The sequence below is a fragment of the Caulobacter vibrioides OR37 genome, assembly GCF_000372645.1.
GTDB lineage: Bacteria > Pseudomonadota > Alphaproteobacteria > Caulobacterales > Caulobacteraceae > Caulobacter > Caulobacter vibrioides_E.
Genome location: NZ_APMP01000001.1, coordinates 433,747 through 451,673, shown reverse-complemented (window position 1 = coordinate 451,673; position 17,927 = coordinate 433,747). Strand labels below are relative to the sequence as shown.

Sequence of the window (17,927 nt, the reverse complement as noted above, 5' to 3'; positions counted from 1 at the left end):
CTCGAACCTGTGTTCTCTAGGCGCGTTGGGCGCGACCAAAGCGCCAGATCAAGGCCGGCAGCAGAACCAGGCTGGCCAGGGTCGAGCTGACCAGGCCGCCCAGGATGACGATGGCCATCGGTCCTTGGATCTCGCGCCCGGCCTGGCCCGTCTGGACCGCCAGCGGCAGCACGCCCAGGGCGGTGACCAGGGCGGTCATCAGGATCGGCGTGACGCGCTCGCGGGTCGCGCGGATCAGGGTCGCCAGCGACCAGGTCTGTCCCTCGGCGGTGATCAGGTGATCCAGGTGCGAGACCAGCAGGATCGCGTTGCGGGCCGCCACCCCGAACAAGGTGACGAAGCCAACCAGCGAGCCCAGCGAGAGACTGGCGCCGGTCAGGGCCACGGCTACTACCCCGCCCACGAGGGCGAAGGGCGCGGCGGCGACGATCAGCGCCACGGCCCGGCCGTCGCCGAACGCGATCAGCAGCACCGCGACGATGGCGCCCAGGGCGATGGCGATATTGAAGGCCAGTTCCCGTTGCGCCGCCCGCGCGCCCGCGGCCGCGCCGCCATAGTCAAGATAGACGCCGGGGGGCAGGACGACCTGCTTGGCGATCGCCTTCTGGACCGCGTCGGTGACCTTCTGGGCGTCCTTGGGCGCCGGATTGGCGGTGACGACCTGACGCTGGCGTCCGCCTTCGTGCGAGACGCTGGTTCGACCCTCGGCGAGGGCGACACGGGCGACCGATTTCAGCGGAACGACCATGCCCGAACTGGACCGCAGCAGCAGATCGCCGACGCTTTCGGGATCTTGGCGCAGCTCGGGCCGGGTGGTCACGGCGATGTCGATCGCCCGGGTCTCTTCGTAGATCTGAGCGGCGGTCGCGCCCTGATAGGCGGTCTGCACGGCTTGCAAGGCTTCTGCGGGCGTCAGGCCGTAGCGCGCCAGGGCGGGCAGGTCGAGATCGACGCGCACCACGGGCGTGCCGGGCGGGGTCTGGACCTTGACGTCGACCGCGCCCGGGACCTTTTCCATCACCGCCGCGATCTGGGCGGCCGTCCTGTCCAGGATGTCGAGGTCGGCGCCGTAGACGCCCACGCTGAGCGCGGCCGTTTCACCGGTCAGAGACTCGCCGATGCGGTCGCCCAGGAAGGTCATCACCTCGCTGCGCAAGCCTGGATAGGCGTCGAGCGTTTCGTGGATGGCCTTCTGAATGCGGTCCTGGTCCTTGCCCGACAGGTGCGGCTTCAGTTCGACGTGGAACTCGCTGCGCTCGGGGCCGAAGGTGTCTTCACCGCCCGGCGACCGGCCAATCTGTTGTTCGACGGTGGCGACGCCAGGAATGGCCAGCAGATCGCGGGTGACCCCCTCGCCGTATCGCCGCATGACATTCAGCGAGGTTCCTGGCGGCGTGGAGACGACCAGGACGAAATGTCCCTCGCGAAAGCTGGGCAGAAGCTCCGAATTGAACAGTAACAGACCGCCGGCGGTGAGCAGGGTCGCGACCACGGCGGCGATAAGAGCCCAGGTGGAGCGATCGCAGACGCGGGTCAGCACCCCTTCGTGCCAGGCCTTGGCGCGGGTCAGGAAGGCGGGTTCCTCGGGCAAGCGCGCCCTGTCCAGCATCAGCAGGGCCAGCGGCGGCGTGACCACGATGGCGACGGCCAAAGACGCCGCCGTCGCCACGATGAAGGCGGCGGCCAGCGGCGCGAAGAACGCGCCTTGCAGGCCATGCAGCAGCAGCACCGGGACCAGCACCAGGGCCACGACGAGCGTCGCGTAGATCACCGGCGCGCGCACCTCCAGCGAGGCGGCCAAAACGATGTCGGCGGCGGCTTCCTCGCCCCGCAGCCGCAAGCGGCGCACGATGTTCTCGACATCGATCACGGCGTCGTCGACCACCACGCCCAGGGCGACGGCCAGGCCGCCGAGGGTCATGGTGTTGATGGTCCAGCCCAGGCGGTCCAGCACGATCACGGCGGTCAGCAGCGACAGCGGGATCGAGACGAAGGACACCGCCACCGCGCGGAGACCTCGCATGAAGACGAGCAGGACCAACGCGATCAGCACCGCCCCGATCACCAGGTCCTCGGTGATGCCGGAAAGGGCGGTCCCAATGAAGTTGGCCGGACGGTGCAGCCCTGCCTCCATTCTGACGCCCTGGGCGTCCAGCGCGGGCCTCAGCTCGGCGAGCGAGGCCTCGACCGCGCGCGTGGCGTTCAGGGTGTTGGCTCCATATTGGCTGGAGAGGCTGACCAGCACGCCGGGCTTGCCCATGATCAGGGCTTCGCCGACATCGGGCGCCGGCGCGGAGACCACATCGGCGACGTCGCCGATCCGGACGGGCGCGCCCGATTGGCCCCCGACATTGATCGGCGCGGCGGCGATGTCGGAAGGCGAGCGCGCCTGGCCGCGCGCCTCGATCAGGATGCGCTGTTCGGGGGTGTCGATGAAGCCGCCGCCGCTGACGCCGGTGGCGGTCTTCACGGCGGCGACGAGATCACCGAGGGAAAGGTCGCGGGCCGCCAGATCGGCGGGACGGGCGCGAACCTCGAAACGGCGCACCTCGCCGCCATAGACCGTGGCGCGGGCCACGCCGGGCGTCGCCAGCAGGCGCGGCCGCACCGTCCATTGCACCAGATCGCGCAGCGCCATCGGGCTCAGCTTATCGGAGGTGAAGCCGATCTTCAGCAGGTCCATGGTCGATGAGGTCAGCGGGGCGACCTTGGGGGCGTCGACGCCCGCCGGCAGGGTTCCGTTGATCTCGCCCAGCGCCTCGGCCACGACCTGGCGGGCGCGATACGGATCTGAGCCTTCCGCGAACACCACATTGACCACCGACAGGCCCTGGATGGACTCCGAGCGCACGGCCGCGACGCCGGCGGCGCCGTTGACCGCTTGCTCGACCGGTCGCGTGACCAGCTGCTCGACCTGTTCGGCGGTGAGGCCCGGGGCCTCTGTCTGGACCTCGGCCTGGGCGGGTACGAAATCGGGGAAGACGTCGAACTTGGCGCGCGACAGGGTCAGGCCGCCGTACACCAGCAGCACCAGCGCCGTGACGGCGACCAGGCGAGGCCGATCCAGCGACCAGCGGACGATGGCGGAGAGCACGGTCTAGTCCTCGTCCTTCTTGGCGTCCGACTTGGGCGGCGCGGTTTCGGCCGCCAGAAGCGCCGCCGCGCCTTCGACGACGACGAGCTCGCCAGGCCTGAAGCCGGTCGGCGCGAACAGGCCGTCCATCTGGGGCGCGCCGCCGACCACTGGCCGGCGCTCGAACTGGTCGGCGCCCTTGCGGACATAGGCGAAGGTGAGTCCGCCGACGCGCACAAGGCCCGCGCGCGGCAGAACAGCCCCCGCCGCGCCATCGGCGCGATCCAGGATGGCGGTGGCGGTCATGCCGACCGAGAGCAAAGCGGCCTTGGGACCGGAGACCAGGCCGATCAGTCCGGCGGATTGGAGGCGTGGGTCGGCGACGCGGGCGACGCCGAGGACCGTGGCCCCCGCGCTGCCTTGCGGGCCGAGGTCCAGGCGCATGGTACGAACGCCTTCCAGGCTGGCGGCGGCGTCGACGCGCACCAGCGCCGCCCGCCCGGACGCGACGTCCGCGATCACGCGCGCGCGGCGAGCATCGGCGGCGAAAGCGGGGCCCCACTCCAGGGCCACCCGACGGCGCAACAGGGCCAGCTTGATAGCGTCGGCCCGCGCTTGCGCCCGAGCGGCCTCGGCCGCCTTGCGAGACACGGTGGCGTCTTCGGCGGCCAGGGCCTGGGTCCGAGCGGCTTCGGCCGACGAGGCGGCGGCGGCGGCGGCGGCCGTGGCCAGATCGGCGTCTAGCGTCGCCAGGGGGCTGACGTCCAGAACGCGGGCGAAGCCGGTCGCGGCGCCGGAGCGATGCGCGGCGGCGAGGGGGGCCACGACGACGCCGATGCGCTTCTGGGCGGCTGGGTCCAGCTTGATCGCCGGCTCCGCTTGAGCGGCCAGGGGCGCGACCAGCAGGGCGAGCGCCAAAAGGGCGGGCTTCATGGATGGACTTCCAGGGCTTTGATCGATTGATCGAGGATGGGCGTCTCGGCCGGATCGAAGGGCGCGCGCAGGGCGTCTTCCAGGTCGATGACGGCGAGGGCCGAGGCCTTGCGGGCGTTGCCGTCCGCGAGGCGCGCCTCGACGACGGCGGCCTCGGCTTGCAAGGCCTCGACCCGATCGGTCTCGCCAGCCTTGGCCGCGCGGTCGGCGGATGCGGCTTGGCGCAGAGCGTTGGGCAAGTCCCGCTGGACCGTCGCTTCCGAGGCTCGGGCGGCCTTCAGCGCCGCTGCGGCCTGATCCACGGCGCTCAGCGCGGCGGCTTGCACCGCTTCCAGCGTTCGGGCCGCCTCGGCGCGCTTGGCCTCGGCCTGGGCGATCGCGGCGCGGTTCATGTCCCAGGGCGGCAGCGCGAGGTTGAGGTTGAACGGCAGCTTGGTGAGGCCGCGTTCCCAGGTGTAGCCGGGCCCGAGGCGAACCTCCGGATACTGTTTGGCGACTTCCAGCCGCAGCGCGTTTTCGGCGATGTCGTAGTCGATGATCGCCTTGAGGACGTCGCGGCGGGAGAGGGCGGCGGACCGACGGCGGCCGGAGAGGTCGGACGGGTCTGGCGCCGCCGACCGTGGCGCGATGACCAGGCCCGTTACGGCGGCGGGCGTGACGCCCAAGGCCTGGGCCAGCGCCGCGTCGGCGGCCTGGCGTCGACCGGAGGCCTCGGTTTCTCGACGATGCGCCGCGTTGAGATCGGCCCGCGCGGCAAGCGCCAGAGCGCGGTCGTCGGCGCCGGCGGCGACACGGCGCTCCAGCCGGTCAAGCCGCTGTTGTCGAAGCGTGGTCCATTCGCTCGCCAGCACGCGCTCCGCGTCGGCCGCCGCGCGTTCCGCGACGGCCCGTTGCAGGGCGGTTCGAACGTTCCAGACCGTTTCGGCGTAGTCGTGCAGCGCCTGGACGGCGGCGAGATCCGCCATGCCGGTCCGCGTGGACCGCCGCGCGCCGACGTCCAGAGGGATGTCGGATCCTCCGCCCAACAGCCACGGCGAGGATGTGCTAGGATCGTTGGCGTATTCGGCTGTCAGCGTCAGGGACGCGCCCGGCGCGACGCGCGCGGCCTTCGCGGCCGCCAGCGCGGTGCGATATTTGGCGGCGGCCTCGGTGACGTTAGCATTGCGGGCGAGCGCGACGGCCAATAGGTCGGCCATCGTCCAGGCCGCCCCCGGCGGCTTCTGGTCCAGGCGCGCGGCCTCCAGGCGATCGGGCAGGGCCTCGGCGTGGATTGGCGCGGGCGCGTAGTGGGCGCAGCCCGCGACCAGACACGCGGCGGTCAGCAGGATGGCTTGGGCCGTGGGTCGTTTCATCGGCCGACGACGAGCAGATGGAACGTGCCCGGCGCGACGGCGCGCTTTCCGTCGCGCGTCGTCACCTCGGCCGAGGGCAACAGCACGTGGCCGCTGGCCGGATCGAAGGCGATCGTGCGGGCGCCGACCTCGGTCGGAACGGTCTCCTCTAGAGCCAGGACGCCGCCGGCGAAGCCGAACACGGCCAGCTGGCCAGTCTCGCCCGCCGGAACGAAGACGCGCTTGCCGGCCGGATCATAGGCGAGGCCGTCCGCGCCGCCGCCCGTCTTGACGGTTTGCAGTTGACGGCCGGTCTTGGCGTCGACGACGACGACGGAGCCATCGCAGGCCGCGACCAGACGCCCCTGGGCGTGGACGATGCCCGTCGGTCCGTCGCAGTCGGCCAGGGCGTAGTGGGCGATCGTCTTGCGTGCGGCGATATCCAAGGCGACGATCTCGTTCTTGTTCTCGACATTGACGAAGGCGCGCCCCTCGCCATCGACCGCCGCGGCCTCCAGGGCGCCGCCGATCGGGATCGCGCCCACGGCCTTGTGGGCCTTGGGATCGATCAGGGTCACGTCGCCGCCGGCATGGTCCATGACCAGGACGAGGCCCGAACGCGGATCGAAGGTCGCCGCGTCCGGCTTTTTGCCGGTGGCCACGGAGGCGATCGGCGCGCCCGAGATCGCGTCGACGAAGGTGACGGTGTCGGTTCCTCCGTTGGTGATCAAGACCTCCTTGCCGTCGTTCACGACCAAGGCCGCGTGACCTTTGGTCGCGGGGGCGAAAGCGGGGGTCACGGCGCGGGACTTGAGGTCCATAGCCGTGACGGCCGCGTTGCGGGCGATCAGGGCCCGACCAGCCTCAACGCTGACATAGTCCCAGCCGCCGTCAGGGCCGGCGATACGGTCGATGACGTGGAAGCCGGGCGTGGCGGCCTGGACGGCGCTGGACGCCAGAAGGGCGGCGAAGGCGAGGGGGGCGAGGCGCATGGTCGTCTCCTTGAAGGAGATTGCCCTAGGGGCGCTCGGCTGGCCGCCACATGGCTGGGGGATTGTGAAATGCCAATGTTCCGGTCGCGAAGCCGTCACAAAGCGGGGAATGAAACCCGGGCCTCAAGGCCCGGCCCCGCGTCGCGCAGGGTTGCTTCGCCGCCATGCAGCCTCGCGACGGCGGCCACCAGCGCCAGGCCAAGGCCGCTGCCGGGTGTCGAACGGCTGGCCTCCAGGCGGTGGAAGCGGTCGAAGACCCGCTCGCGCTCGGCCTCTGGAACGCCGGGACCATCGTCGATGACCGCCAAGGTCGGCTGGCCGTTTCGCCGCGAGGTCTGGACCACGATCCGCGCGCCGGCGGGGGTGTGGCGTAGCGCGTTCTCGACCAGATTGACCACCATCTGAGTCAGAAGTTCGGGGTCGCCCTCGATCAGCAAGGGGGAGGGAGCGTCGAGGACGATAATCCGCTGGACGTCCTCGGCGGAGGGCATGAAGGCGTCGGCGACATTGCCGGCGATCGCCGAGAGGTCGGTCGGCCGGAAGCCCGCGCGCCGCGCGCCGCCCTCGATCTGGGCGATGCGCAGCAGGGCGGCGAAGGTGTCGAGGATGGCGTCCAGGTCGGCCAGGGCGCCTTCGATGGCCGCGCCGCGCTCGGCCTCGGAGCCGAGGCTCATCTCCAGCCGTTGGCGGAGGCGCGTCAGGGGCGTGCGCAGGTCGTGGGCGACATCATTGGAAACCTGGCGCAGGCTCTCCATCAACTGGGCGATGCGGTCGAGCATCCGGTTGATGGTGATGGCCAAGCGGTCCAGGTCGTCGTCCGAGCCGCGCACCGGAACGCGACGGGCCAGATCGCCGTCGATGATGGCTTCCGCCGTGCCGGAGATCGCCGCCAGACGCCGGTGGACGTCTCGGCTCAGCGCGAATCCGCCCAGCACGCCCAGCACCACCAAGCCGACAAAGGCCCCGCCGAAGCCGCGCAGCACCGCGCCGTCGACCGCCTCGATCCGCTGCTCGTCGTCGCCGACTAGCAGCCAATGACCATCCGGAAGCCGGGTGGTCAGAATGCGGACCGGTTCGCGCCGGCCCTCGGTCGAGGGGAGGACCACGGTCGACCAGCCCGGGGGCGCGTCTGACTTGGCCAGGCTGCCGGCCAGCGGCTCGCCGCGCGGACCCCGCAGGCCATAGTCCAGGGCGCCCGGCGTGCGGTCGCGTTCCTGGATCGCCTGAAGGACGCCCGCGAAGCCCTCTGTCAGATATTCCTGCGCCAACGCCGCGGACTCGGACGCAATGCGCGCTTCGAACTGCTCGGATAGCGCCGCCCGCGTCGCGAACAGCGTCAAGGCCCCTAGCGCCGCCACGGAGACGGCGAAGACCGTGGTGTAGAGGGCGGCCAGGCGCAGGCTGGTCGAGCGGAACACCTCAGTCCGGCTCGCGCAGGCAGTATCCGGCGCCGCGCACCGTATGGATCAGTTCGTGCTTGTGGCCGCGATCGACCTTGCCGCGCAGGCGGCTCATATGGGTCTCGACGATGTTGGTCTTGGGGTCGAAGTGGAAGTCCCAAACGCTTTCAAGCAGCATGGTCCGGGTCACCACCCGGCCGGCGTGGCGCATCAGATATTCCAGCAGCTGGAACTCTCGCGGCTGCAGCTCGATGCGCTGGCCCGCGCGCGTGACCGAGCGCTTGAGAAGGTTCAGGGTGAGGTCCGAGACCCGCAGCACCGACGGAGTCTCCTGCGGCGGCGGCCGGCGAGCCAGGGCGTTCACCCGGGCCAGCAGTTCCGCGACGGCGTAGGGCTTGACCAGATAGTCGTCGCCGCCAGCCTCCAGGCCTTCGACCCGATCGTCGATGCCGCCCAGGGCTGTCAGGAGCAGAACCGGCGTCTTCACGCCCGCCGCCCGGATCGTCCGCAGAATCGCCAGACCGTCCAGCTGGGGCAACATCCGATCCAGCAGGATGACGTCATAGGGCTCGCCGGCCGCCAGCATCAGCCCTTCGCGACCGTCGGCGGCGAGATCAACCGTATGACCGGCCTCCGAAAGGGCGCGACGCAGATAGGCGCCGCCTTCCTTGTCGTCTTCGACAACCAAGAGCTTCATGCGGCGAGGGTGTCCCGATTTTTCAGACTTGTCAGGGCTCTTTAAGGCGTTCGCCGCCCTGGGATCGAGCCGAAAAGCAGGCGATCGCGCTCAATCCGCCAAGCTGTCGAGAACGAGTCTCACCTGGATGGGGAGGGCGCAAGACTTCTATAAAACCATCTCGCGATTTGCCCCATCGTGGCGAAAAGATTGATTTCCCCCAATGTGGATACTGTAAAAAAACAGACACTTAACTGTCACCAAAGCTTGGTTTGCCCCTAGCCGCGCCGCGCGGTTTCTCACCCGCCAACTGTCGAACACGGACCAAGCAACGGCCGGTCGATCAGGTCTAGGGGATCAATCATGCAAGCTTCTTTGTCGCGCTTTCGCGCTCGTAGGGCCGTCTGGCTGGCGGGTTCCATCCTGGCGGCGAGCGTCGTCGCCACCGGCGCCTTGGCCGCCGCGTCCGGCGACCCCGCCGACAGCACCCACCCCGTGAAGATCGACCCCGAAAACGCCGACTTCGGCACCCGGGTCGATGAGTTGGTCATCACGGCCGGCAGCAAGGCCGTTGACGCCGCGCCGACCAAGACCTCGCTGAACGCGACCCAGCCCCAGGCGATCATCGACCGCAAGACCATCGACCAGTTCGTGCCGACCACGGCCGACTACAACCAGATCATCAATCTCGCGCCCAGCATGTCGGGCACGTCATTCAACGGCCCGGGTCTGGGCGAGGCCAAGACCGTGCTGCGCGGCTTCAAGGACGGCGAATACAACATCACCTATGACGGCATCCCCTGGGGGGACGCCAACGGCCCGACCCACCACTCGACCTCGTTCTTCCCGTCGTCGACGGTCGGCGCGGTCGTGGTCGATCGCGGTCCGGGCGAAGCCAGCCAACTGGGCGTGGCGTCGTTCGGCGGCTCGGTCAACCTGTTCTCGCCGGAAGTGAGCGACGATCGCGGCGGCTCGCAGCTGATCACGGGCGGTTCGTGGAACACCTGGATGGCGGTGACCAAGCTGAGCACCGGCAAGATCGATCAGCTGAACGGCGCCAAGTTCCTGTTCAACTTCCAGGAACTGAGCACCGACGGCTATCTGAGCTACAACAAGGCCAAAGCCTACAACCAGTTGGTCCGCGGCGTGATCCCGCTGAAGGGCGACTGGGCCCTGACGTTGCTGGGCACCTGGAACTACACCAAGATCTATCAGAGCGACAACGCGGGCGCGACGCTGACCCAGGTGGCGCTGTACGGCAAGAACTACGCCCTGAACAATGATCCCACGACGCCGAACTACTACGGGTACAACGTCGTCAACAAGCACACCTATTTCAACTACGCGCGTCTCGCGGGCAGCATCACCGACACTCTGAAGCTCGAGAACACGCTCTACTCCTACTACTACAAGAACGATACGGAGTCGGCGCTGGACGTCACCCTGTCGCCGGCGGACATCGCCGCCAGCAAGGGTCTGCAGATCACCTACACGCCGGGCGGCAAACCCACGGTCAACGGTCACATTCCCGGCTACACCAAGCTGAACGTCTACAAGATCTACGGTGACGTCCTGCACCTGAACCAGCAGGTTCCGTTCGGCGAGATCAAGGCGGGCCTCTGGCTCGAACACGCCGACACCGGCCCCCGTTTCCGGTCGGACTATGACGCCACCCTGGGCATCGGCGCCAACGGCGGCCGCACGCCAGACTATCGTCAGAAGGTGCTGGCGGGCGTGCCCCAGTACCTGGAGTACAACCAGTTCTCGGGCTGGGATCAGTACGAGCCGTTCGTCGATGTCGTCTGGAAGGTCACGCCGGCGCTGACCATCACGCCGGGCGTCAAGTACGTGAACGAGAAGATCTTCGTCGACGCCGACGTCAATCAGAAGTCGCGTCTGCCGTTCCACGACTCCAAGCGCTTCGAGAAGACGCTCTATTTCCTGACCGCGAACTACAAGATCGCCGACAACCTGGCGGCCTATGCCCAGTATGCGACGGGCTTCCTGCTGCCGGACATCAGCGTCACCCAGGTGGTCAACCCGAACCTGTCGCAGCTGAAGCCGCAGGAATCCACCAACTATCAGGCTGGCGTTATCTATCACGGCGGCCGCGTCACCGTGGACGCCGACGTCTACTACATCGATTTCACCAACAAGCTGCAGACCACGACGGTCGGCACCGAGACGGTGAACTTCAACCTGGGCGGCGCCACCTACAAGGGCCTCGAGGGTTCGGTGACCTACGCGGCGCTGAACCACCTGTTCGTGTTCGCCAACGGTTCGTTGAACTCGGCCAAGGCTCAGGGCGCCTCGACCACGATCGCCGGGACGCCGGTCACCATCACCGGCGGCAAGCAGATCTCCGGCGCGCCGAAGTCTACGGCGGCGGTCGGCCTGCTGTACCGCCAGGGCGGATGGTCGGTGTCGCTGGCCGACAAGTACACCGGCGAGCAGTGGTCCGCGGAAGGCGAACCGGCGGCCTACCGGATCAAGCCCTATCAATCGGCTGACCTGAAGGTGGTCTACACCGTGGGGCGCTACCGTCTCGAGGGCGCGGTCTACAATCTGTTCGACAGCCAGCAGGCCACGAACATCAAGCAGGGCAAGACGACCGACTACGACCAATATTACTTCCAGCCCGAGCGGAATTTCCAGATTTCCGTCAAGGCCAACTTCTAGGCGAGAGAGATCATGACCAAGCCGCGCATCATTCTCTGCTCGCTCCTGCTGGCTACCGTCGCGGTCGGCGGCGCGCACGCTCAGGACGCCAAGCTCAAGGCCCATCTGCTGTCGTCCGCCGAACTGGACGCCAGCCGCATCCTGCCGCCGCCGCCGGCGGAAGGCTCGGCCGCCGCCGCTTCGGAGCTCTCCGAGCTGCGCGCGGTGGTCGCCGCGCGCACGCCGGCGACCCTGGCCCAGGCCAAGAGCGACGACGAGACCAAGAACGCCTCGATCTTCTCCGACGCCATGGGCGCGGGATTCGACCTTAAGGCCCTTCCGGCCACGGCCAAGCTGATGGCCGAGGTCCGGGCCGAGGAGAAGGCCGCCGCCGACGCCGCCAAGAACCGCTTCCAGCGCAAGCGGCCTTGGCTGATCGACAACAGCCTGGCCAGCTGCAGCCGCGAGGACGAGCCGCTGAGCTCCTATCCGAGCGGCCACGCCACCATGGGCTATTCCATGGCTGTCGTGCTGGCCGACATCGCCCCCAGCCACGCGCCGGCGCTGCTGGCGCGGGCCAAGACCTACGCCGAAAGCCGCCTGGTTTGCGGGATGCACTTCCGCGCCGACATCGTCGGCGGCCAGGTGCTGGGGACGGCGGTGGCCTTGGAGCTGCTGCGCAATCCGGCCTTCAAGGCCGATCGCGACGCGGCGGCGGCCGAACTGGCGGCGGCCAAGCTGGCCCCCTGAGCGTTCCGATCCGAAGGTCGTTCTCGTCAGGCCGGGAGAGGCTCATCCTCTTCCGGCCTCGACTTTTTGGCCCTATGCCGTCAACGGACCTGAAGACTTCGCTGACCTTCAATCGCGTGTCACCAAGGCGCCCGATAGTAAAGGATGGCGGCGCATGGCGGACGAGTTCACAAAGCTCTGGACGCGCGGCGCGTCATGCTCCGTTTGGGCGACCCTGAATTCCATTTTCTAGGCCGCTTCCGCCGTACAGGGTCATTGGATCCTCTCGACGTCGCGGGGTTGTCTTAGCAAGGGATCTAGGCCGTCGCGGCGGTAAGGAATGACGGATTTGGAACAGAAGTTCGATCTGGCCGTGGTCGGCGCGGGCATCGTGGGCTTGGCTCACGCTCTGGCGGCGGCGCGGCTTGGCAAACGAGTCCTCGTCCTGGACCGAGACGCCCAGGCCAATGGCGCCTCGGTGCGCAATTTTGGTTTCGTGACGGTGACGGGCCAGGCTCGGGGCGAGGTCTGGCGGCGCGCCCGTCGGTCGGCCCAGGTGTGGAGCGAGATCGCGCCCGCCGCCGGGATCGAGGTCTTGCAACGCGGCCTCACGATGGTCGCGCGTCGGCCAGAGGCCAAGACCCTTCTGAAGGCCTTTCTCGAGACCGAGATGGCGCAAGGGTGCCAATGGCTTGACGCCGGCGATCTCGGCGAGCGGCTGCCGGGCGGGGGGCGCGTGTTGGGAGCCCTGGCCAGCACGGTCGATCTGCGCGTCGAGTCGCGCACCGCCATCCCGCGTCTCGCCGCTTGGCTGGAGACCGCGCATGGGGTGACCTTCCGGCGCGGCGTCGCGGTGCGGAGCGTCGAGACCGGGCGTCTGGAGACTTCGGACGGGCCCGTCCGCGCCGAGAACATCATCGCTTGCCCAGGCGACGACCTGATCACCCTGTTTCCCGAGCACTTCGCGCGCGCCGAGGTGACGCGTTGCAAGCTGCAGATGCTGAGGCTGGCGGATCCGGGCTGGCGGCTGCCGGCGCCGGTGATGTCCGACCTCGGCCTGATCCGTTATCTCGGCTATGCCGATCTGCCACAGGCCGAACCGTTGCGCGCCCGGCTGGAGGCCGAACAGGCCGCTCATCTGGAGCACGGAATCCACCTGATCGTCGTGCAGAGCGCCGATGGTTCGCTGGTGGTCGGCGACAGCCACCACTATGCGCCGACGCCCGATCCCTTCGCCCGCGACGACGTCGACGCCCTGATCCTCGATGAGTTCGTCAAGGTGTTCGGCCAGGCGCCGCCGCCGGTGCTGGAGCGTTGGACCGGCACCTACGCCTCGGCCCGGGGGCATAGCCTGGTGGAAGCGCCGATGCCGCGCGTGCGGTTGGTCACCGTGACCAGCGGCACGGGCGCCTCGACCGCGTTCGGCCTGGCCGAGGAGGTCATCGCCGGCCTCTATGACCTGCCAAAACAAGGAACCGCCGCGTGAGCCAGAGCGCCATCCGGGCTGTCGTGTTCGACTGGGCCGGCACCATGATCGACTTCGGATGCCGAGCGCCCGTCGTGGCGCTCCGCGAGGTGTTCGCCGAGGCTGGGGTCGAGATCTCGAAGGCCGAGGCTCGCATGGACATGGGCAAGGCGAAGCGCGACCACGTTCGGGCTCTACTGGCCATGCCGCGCATCGCCGCCGTTTGGCGCGAGCGCCATGGCGCCGCCGCGACCGAGGCCGATGTCGACCGTCTGCATGACGCCGTCGAGCCGAAGATGCGGGCCGCCGCCCGCGACTGCGCCAAGCTGATTCCTGGCGCCGCCCGGGTCGTCGCCGACCTGCGAGCGCGGGGTGTCGGGATCGGCTCGACCACCGGCTACACCCGCCCGATGATGGCCGACATCTTGCCGCTGGCGGCGGAGCAGGGTTACGCGCCCGACGTCGTGGTTTGCGCCGGCGAGACGGCGGCGGGCCGGCCGTCGCCGCTGATGATGTGGAAGGCTTTGGTCGAACTCGGCGCCTGGCCCGCGCGGGCTTGCGTCAAGGTCGATGACGCCACGGTCGGCATAGGGGAGGGGCTGGAGGTCGGCGCCTGGACCATCGGACTGTCGGCCTCGGGCAATGGGGTCGGCCTGGAAGAGAGCGCCCTGGCCCTGCTGCCCAAGGTCGAGCGCGCCGCGCGGATCGAGGCGTCCGCCGAAGCCCTGCGCGCCGCCGGGGCGCACTATGTCGTCGAGACCGTCGCCGACCTGCCGCCCGTGCTGGCCGAAATCGAGGATCGGATCGCGCGTTGCGAGCGTCCTGACGACCGGCGCTAAAAAGGGCGCTCGCCGCTTGACGAGCGCCCTTGATCGGATGTCGCCGGCTAGATCCCAGAATGGGGCCTCAGGTCAAAGCGATCGGCGTTCATGACCTTGTTCCAGGCCGCCACGAAGTCGGTCGCGAACTTCTGTCGCGCGTCCGAGCTGCCATAGACCTCGGCGAAGGCGCGCAACTCGGCGTGCGAGCCGAAGATCAGATCGACGCGGGTGGCCGTCCAGCGCGCCTCGCCCGTGACGCGATCGCGACCGATGAACGCGTTGGCGGCCGTCGCGGTCCAGGTCACGCCCATGTCGAGCAGGTTGACGAAGAAGTCGTTCGTCAGCACGCCGGGACGATCGGTGAAGACGCCGTCCTTCGAGCCGCCGCTATTGGCGCCCAGGACCCGCAGGCCGCCGAGCAGAACCGTCATTTCGGGGCCCGACAGACCCAACAGTTGAGCCTTGTCGACCAAGGCCTCTTCGGGCGCCATGAATTGGGGACCGCCGCGACGATAGTTACGGAAGCCATCCGAAAGCGGCTCCAGCGGCTCGAACGACGCCGCGTCGGTCTGTTCGGCCGTGGCGTCGGCGCGACCCGGCGCGAAGGGAACCTGCACGGGCGCGCCCGCGTCCAGGGCGGCCTTCTCGATCGCCGCGGCGCCGCCCAGTACGATCAGGTCGGCCAGTGACACCTTTTTGCCGCCTCCCGCCGAAGCGTTGAACGCGGTCTGGACGGCCTCCAGCGCGCTCAGAACCTTGGCCAGAACGGGCGGATCGTTGACCTCCCAGTCCTTCTGCGGGGCCAGACGGACCCGCGCGCCGTTCGCGCCGCCGCGCTTGTCCGACTTGCGGTAGGTCGAGGCCGAGGCCCAGGCGGTCGAAACCAACTCCGAGACCGAAAGGCCCGTCGCCAAAATCCGCTCCTTCAGCGCCTTGACGTCTTCGGCGTCGACCAGCGGGTGGTCCACGGCGGGGATCGGATCCTGCCAGATCAGGGTTTCCTTCGGCGCCAGCGGGCCGAGATAGCGCTGAACCGGCCCCATGTCGCGGTGGGTCAGCTTGAACCAGGCGCGGGCGAAGGCGTCGGCGAACTGGTCGGGGTTCTCATAAAAGCGGCGCGAGATCTTCTCGTAGGCCGGGTCGAAGCGCAGGGCCAGGTCCGAGGTCAGCATCCTCGGCACGTGCTTTTTGGACGGGTCATAGGCGTCCGGAATGTCGGCCGCCGCGTTCTTGGCCCGCCATTGCTTGGCGCCGGCCGGGCTCTCGTCCAGCTCCCACTCGTATTTGAACAGGTTGTCGAAGAAGTGGTTGCTCCATCGGGTCGGCGTCTGGGTCCAGATCACCTCGGGACCGCCGGTGATGGCGTCGGCCCCGACGCCAGAGCCGTACTGGCTCTTCCAGCCCAGGCCCTGGTCCTCGATCGCGCCCGCTTCGGGTTCTGGGCCAATCAGCGAAGGATCGCCCGCGCCGTGGGTCTTGCCGAAGGTATGGCCGCCCGCGATCAGGGCGACGGTTTCCTCGTCGTTCATCGCCATCCGGGCGAAGGTCTCACGGATGTCGCGAGCCGAGGCCAGCGGGTCGGGATTGCCGTTGGGGCCTTCCGGATTGACGTAGATCAGCCCCATCTGCACCGCGCCCAAGGCGGGATGCAGCTGACGTTCGCCGCTATAGCGTTCATCGCCCAGCCAAGAGCCTTCCGGCCCCCAGTAGAGCTCCTCGGGCTCCCATTGATCGGCGCGACCGCCGGCGAAGCCGAACGTCTTGAAGCCCATGGACTCCAGGGCGACGTTGCCGGCCAGCACGTAGAGATCGGCCCAGGAAATCTTTTGGCCGTACTTCTGCTTGATGGGCCACAGCAGGCGGCGCGCCTTATCGAGGTTGGCGTTGTCCGGCCAGCTGTTCAAAGGCGCGAAGCGCTGTTGCCCGCCGCCCGCTCCGCCGCGGCCGTCGCTGACGCGATAGGTGCCGGCGCTATGCCAGGCCAGGCGAATGAAAAGACCGCCATAATGGCCGAAATCGGCCGGCCACCACGGCTGGCTGTCGGTCATCAGCGCGTGCAGATCCGCGATCACCGCGTCCAGGTCCAGGGCCTTGAACGCCTCGGCGTAATCGAAATCCTCGCCCATCGGGTTGGAGCGGGGCGCATGTTGATTGAGAGCGTCCAGCCGCAGATTTTGCGGCCACCAGTCTCGATTTCCCCGGCCGCCACGTCCGTGCCCCATCGGGCATTGGCCTCCGGCGCTGTCCTCGACCTTCGTCGTCATCGTCGTCTTTCTCCGCTTTTGGCGTCCGCCGGCTGTCGTTTCCCGACGGGACTAGAAAGCGCCTTCAACGCGTATAGGTAAAACTGATTGTTCTTATCGAAACCATAGAGGAAGTCTTGGTGTGATCGCGCTCGGATTGAATGGCCTTGTCCGCCGCGTCCGTGCTCGGTCGCGCGATTTGGCTACGGCGACGACATGATCCTGCAAACTAAGCGTCATAGAGCATCGTCCGCGATGGCGCTTTGGGGCAATTCGGTGGCGCGCGGCGCATGGCCGATGCCCTGGGACCGGGGAGGATTCGGCGGCTATAAGGCCGTCGTCGGTTCGGTCCGGACGTCATGAAAAACAAAGAGGTCGTCTTGTTTCATCACCGTCGGGTTGCGTCATACCGCGCCGCGTCCATATGCACGGCGCTCCTTCTCATGACGGCTCTCGCGGCCTGCGCGCCCAAGGGAGACGCCAAGAAGGGCGGGCCCGGCAAGGGACCGACGACGGTGGGCTATATCGTGGTTCAACCGACGGGCGTGCCGCTGACGACCGAACTGACCGGCCGCGCCGTGGCCTACCAGAGCTCGGAGGTGCGTCCGCAGATCTCGGGCGTGATCGAAAAGCGCCTGTTCACCGAAGGCGCCTTCGTCAAGCAGGGGCAGCCGCTATACCAGATCGATCCCAGCCTTTATCGCGCCTCGGTCAATCAGGCGCAGGCCGACGTCGATAACGCGCGCGCCAATCGCGAGGCGGCCGACGCCCTGGCCGAGCGCTACAAGCCGCTGGTCGCCATAGAGGCGGTGAGCAAGCAGGATTACACCAACGCCGTGGCCTCGGCCCGTCAAGCCGGCGCGGCCCTGGCTCAGAAGCAGGCCGCGCTGGAAACGGCCAAGATCAATTTGCGCTTCACGACCGTGCCGGCGCCGATCAGCGGACGCATCGGCCGGTCGCTCTATACGGTCGGCGCGCTGGTCAGCGCCAACCAGGCCAATCCGCTGGCGACCATCCAGCAACTGGATCCGATGTATGTCGACATCCAGCAATCGAGCGCCGACATGCTGGCCCTTCGTCGGGCCTTGGCGGCCGGCGGCGCGACCCCGGCCAGCGCCAAGGTCAGCCTGACCCTGGAAGACGGCAGTGACTATGGCCAGACGGGCGTGGTCGAATTTTCGGAAGTCGTCGTTGACCCGAGCACCGGCACGGTGACGCTTCGCGCCCGGATGCCCAATCCGCGGGGGCTGCTTCTGCCTGGCATGTTCGTGCGCGCCAGGTTCGCCCAGGCGGTCGACAACAGCGCCTTCCTGGTCCCGCAATCGGCGGTCTCGCGGGATCCGAAGGGCAACGCCACGGTCTTCGTCGTCGGCCAGAACAATACCGCCGAGGCGCGCAAGATCGTCGCCAGTCGCACCCAGGACAGCTTCTGGGTGGTGACCAAGGGCCTCAACCCAGGCGACAAGATCATCACCCAGGGGCTGGGCAAGATCAAACCGCACGCGCCCATCAAGCCGGTGCCGGCCGATGCGCCGCAGAAGATCAAGCCGCGCAAGGACGGCGACGGCAAGGGCGGCGAAAAGTCCGGCGCGAAGGGCGGCTGACG

12 protein-coding genes are annotated in these 17,927 nt (G+C 68.4%); 5 read left to right on the top strand and 7 right to left on the bottom strand.

Features of this window, described 5'->3' with window-relative positions; genetic code table 11:
• Positions 1 to 16 precede the first annotated feature (16 nt).
• The 6 genes from OR37_RS02095 to OR37_RS02070 all read right to left on the bottom strand — a co-directional run bounded on the left by OR37_RS02095 (position 17) and on the right by OR37_RS02070 (position 8,426).
• Positions 17 to 3,094 (bottom strand): efflux RND transporter permease subunit, encoded by a 3,078-nt coding sequence (locus OR37_RS02095; RefSeq protein WP_004615499.1) that lies wholly within the window; start codon positions 3,092 to 3,094, stop codon positions 17 to 19.
• A 3-nt stretch (positions 3,095 to 3,097) separates the two neighbouring features.
• Complete coding sequence (locus tag OR37_RS02090) at positions 3,098 to 4,006, bottom strand: hypothetical protein (RefSeq protein WP_004615497.1); 909 nt, start codon at positions 4,004 to 4,006, stop codon at positions 3,098 to 3,100.
• On the bottom strand, positions 4,003 to 5,358 hold the full coding sequence (locus tag OR37_RS02085) for a TolC family protein (protein WP_004615495.1): 1,356 nt from the start codon (positions 5,356 to 5,358) through the stop codon (positions 4,003 to 4,005). The genes OR37_RS02090 and OR37_RS02085 overlap by 4 nt, the downstream gene beginning before the upstream one ends.
• Complete coding sequence (locus tag OR37_RS02080; RefSeq protein ID WP_004615494.1) at positions 5,355 to 6,329, bottom strand: YncE family protein; 975 nt, start codon at positions 6,327 to 6,329, stop codon at positions 5,355 to 5,357. Before OR37_RS02080 ends, OR37_RS02085 begins: the two co-directional genes overlap by 4 nt.
• A gap of 95 nt (positions 6,330 to 6,424) precedes the next feature.
• A complete protein-coding gene (locus tag OR37_RS02075; RefSeq protein WP_004615493.1) occupies positions 6,425 to 7,747 on the bottom strand; it encodes a sensor histidine kinase in 1,323 nt (440 codons plus the stop codon).
• A gap of 1 nt (position 7,748) precedes the next feature.
• Positions 7,749 to 8,426 carry a response regulator transcription factor gene (locus OR37_RS02070; protein WP_004615492.1) on the bottom strand — a complete coding sequence of 226 codons (678 nt, stop codon included), beginning with the start codon at positions 8,424 to 8,426 and terminating at the stop codon, positions 7,749 to 7,751.
• Positions 8,427 to 8,768: 342 nt separating this feature from the next.
• On the opposite strand from OR37_RS02070, the gene OR37_RS02065 reads away from it, so the two are divergent.
• From OR37_RS02065 to phnX, 4 genes are all read left to right on the top strand, one after another.
• Positions 8,769 to 11,084, top strand: coding sequence for a TonB-dependent receptor (locus OR37_RS02065; RefSeq protein WP_004615491.1), 2,316 nt, complete (start codon positions 8,769 to 8,771; stop codon positions 11,082 to 11,084).
• Positions 11,085 to 11,096: 12 nt separating this feature from the next.
• Positions 11,097 to 11,813, top strand: a complete 717-nt coding sequence (locus OR37_RS02060) for a phosphatase PAP2 family protein (protein WP_004615490.1) — start codon at positions 11,097 to 11,099, stop codon at positions 11,811 to 11,813.
• 319 nt (positions 11,814 to 12,132) lie between these two features.
• A complete protein-coding gene (locus tag OR37_RS02055) occupies positions 12,133 to 13,278 on the top strand; it encodes a TIGR03364 family FAD-dependent oxidoreductase (protein ID WP_004615489.1) in 1,146 nt (381 codons plus the stop codon).
• Positions 13,275 to 14,096 carry a phosphonoacetaldehyde hydrolase gene (gene phnX, locus OR37_RS02050; protein WP_004615488.1) on the top strand — a complete coding sequence of 274 codons (822 nt, stop codon included), beginning with the start codon at positions 13,275 to 13,277 and terminating at the stop codon, positions 14,094 to 14,096. The genes OR37_RS02055 and phnX overlap by 4 nt, the downstream gene beginning before the upstream one ends.
• Positions 14,097 to 14,143: 47 nt before the next feature.
• On the opposite strand, the gene katG is transcribed toward phnX, so the two are convergent.
• Positions 14,144 to 16,342, bottom strand: coding sequence for a catalase/peroxidase HPI (gene katG / locus OR37_RS02045; RefSeq protein ID WP_004615487.1), 2,199 nt, complete (start codon positions 16,340 to 16,342; stop codon positions 14,144 to 14,146).
• 422 nt (positions 16,343 to 16,764) lie between these two features.
• Here katG and OR37_RS02040 point away from each other — a divergent pair, with 422 nt between their 5' ends.
• Positions 16,765 to 17,925 carry an efflux RND transporter periplasmic adaptor subunit gene (locus OR37_RS02040; RefSeq protein WP_004615486.1) on the top strand — a complete coding sequence of 387 codons (1,161 nt, stop codon included), beginning with the start codon at positions 16,765 to 16,767 and terminating at the stop codon, positions 17,923 to 17,925.
• The last annotated feature ends 2 nt before the right edge of the window (positions 17,926 to 17,927 follow it).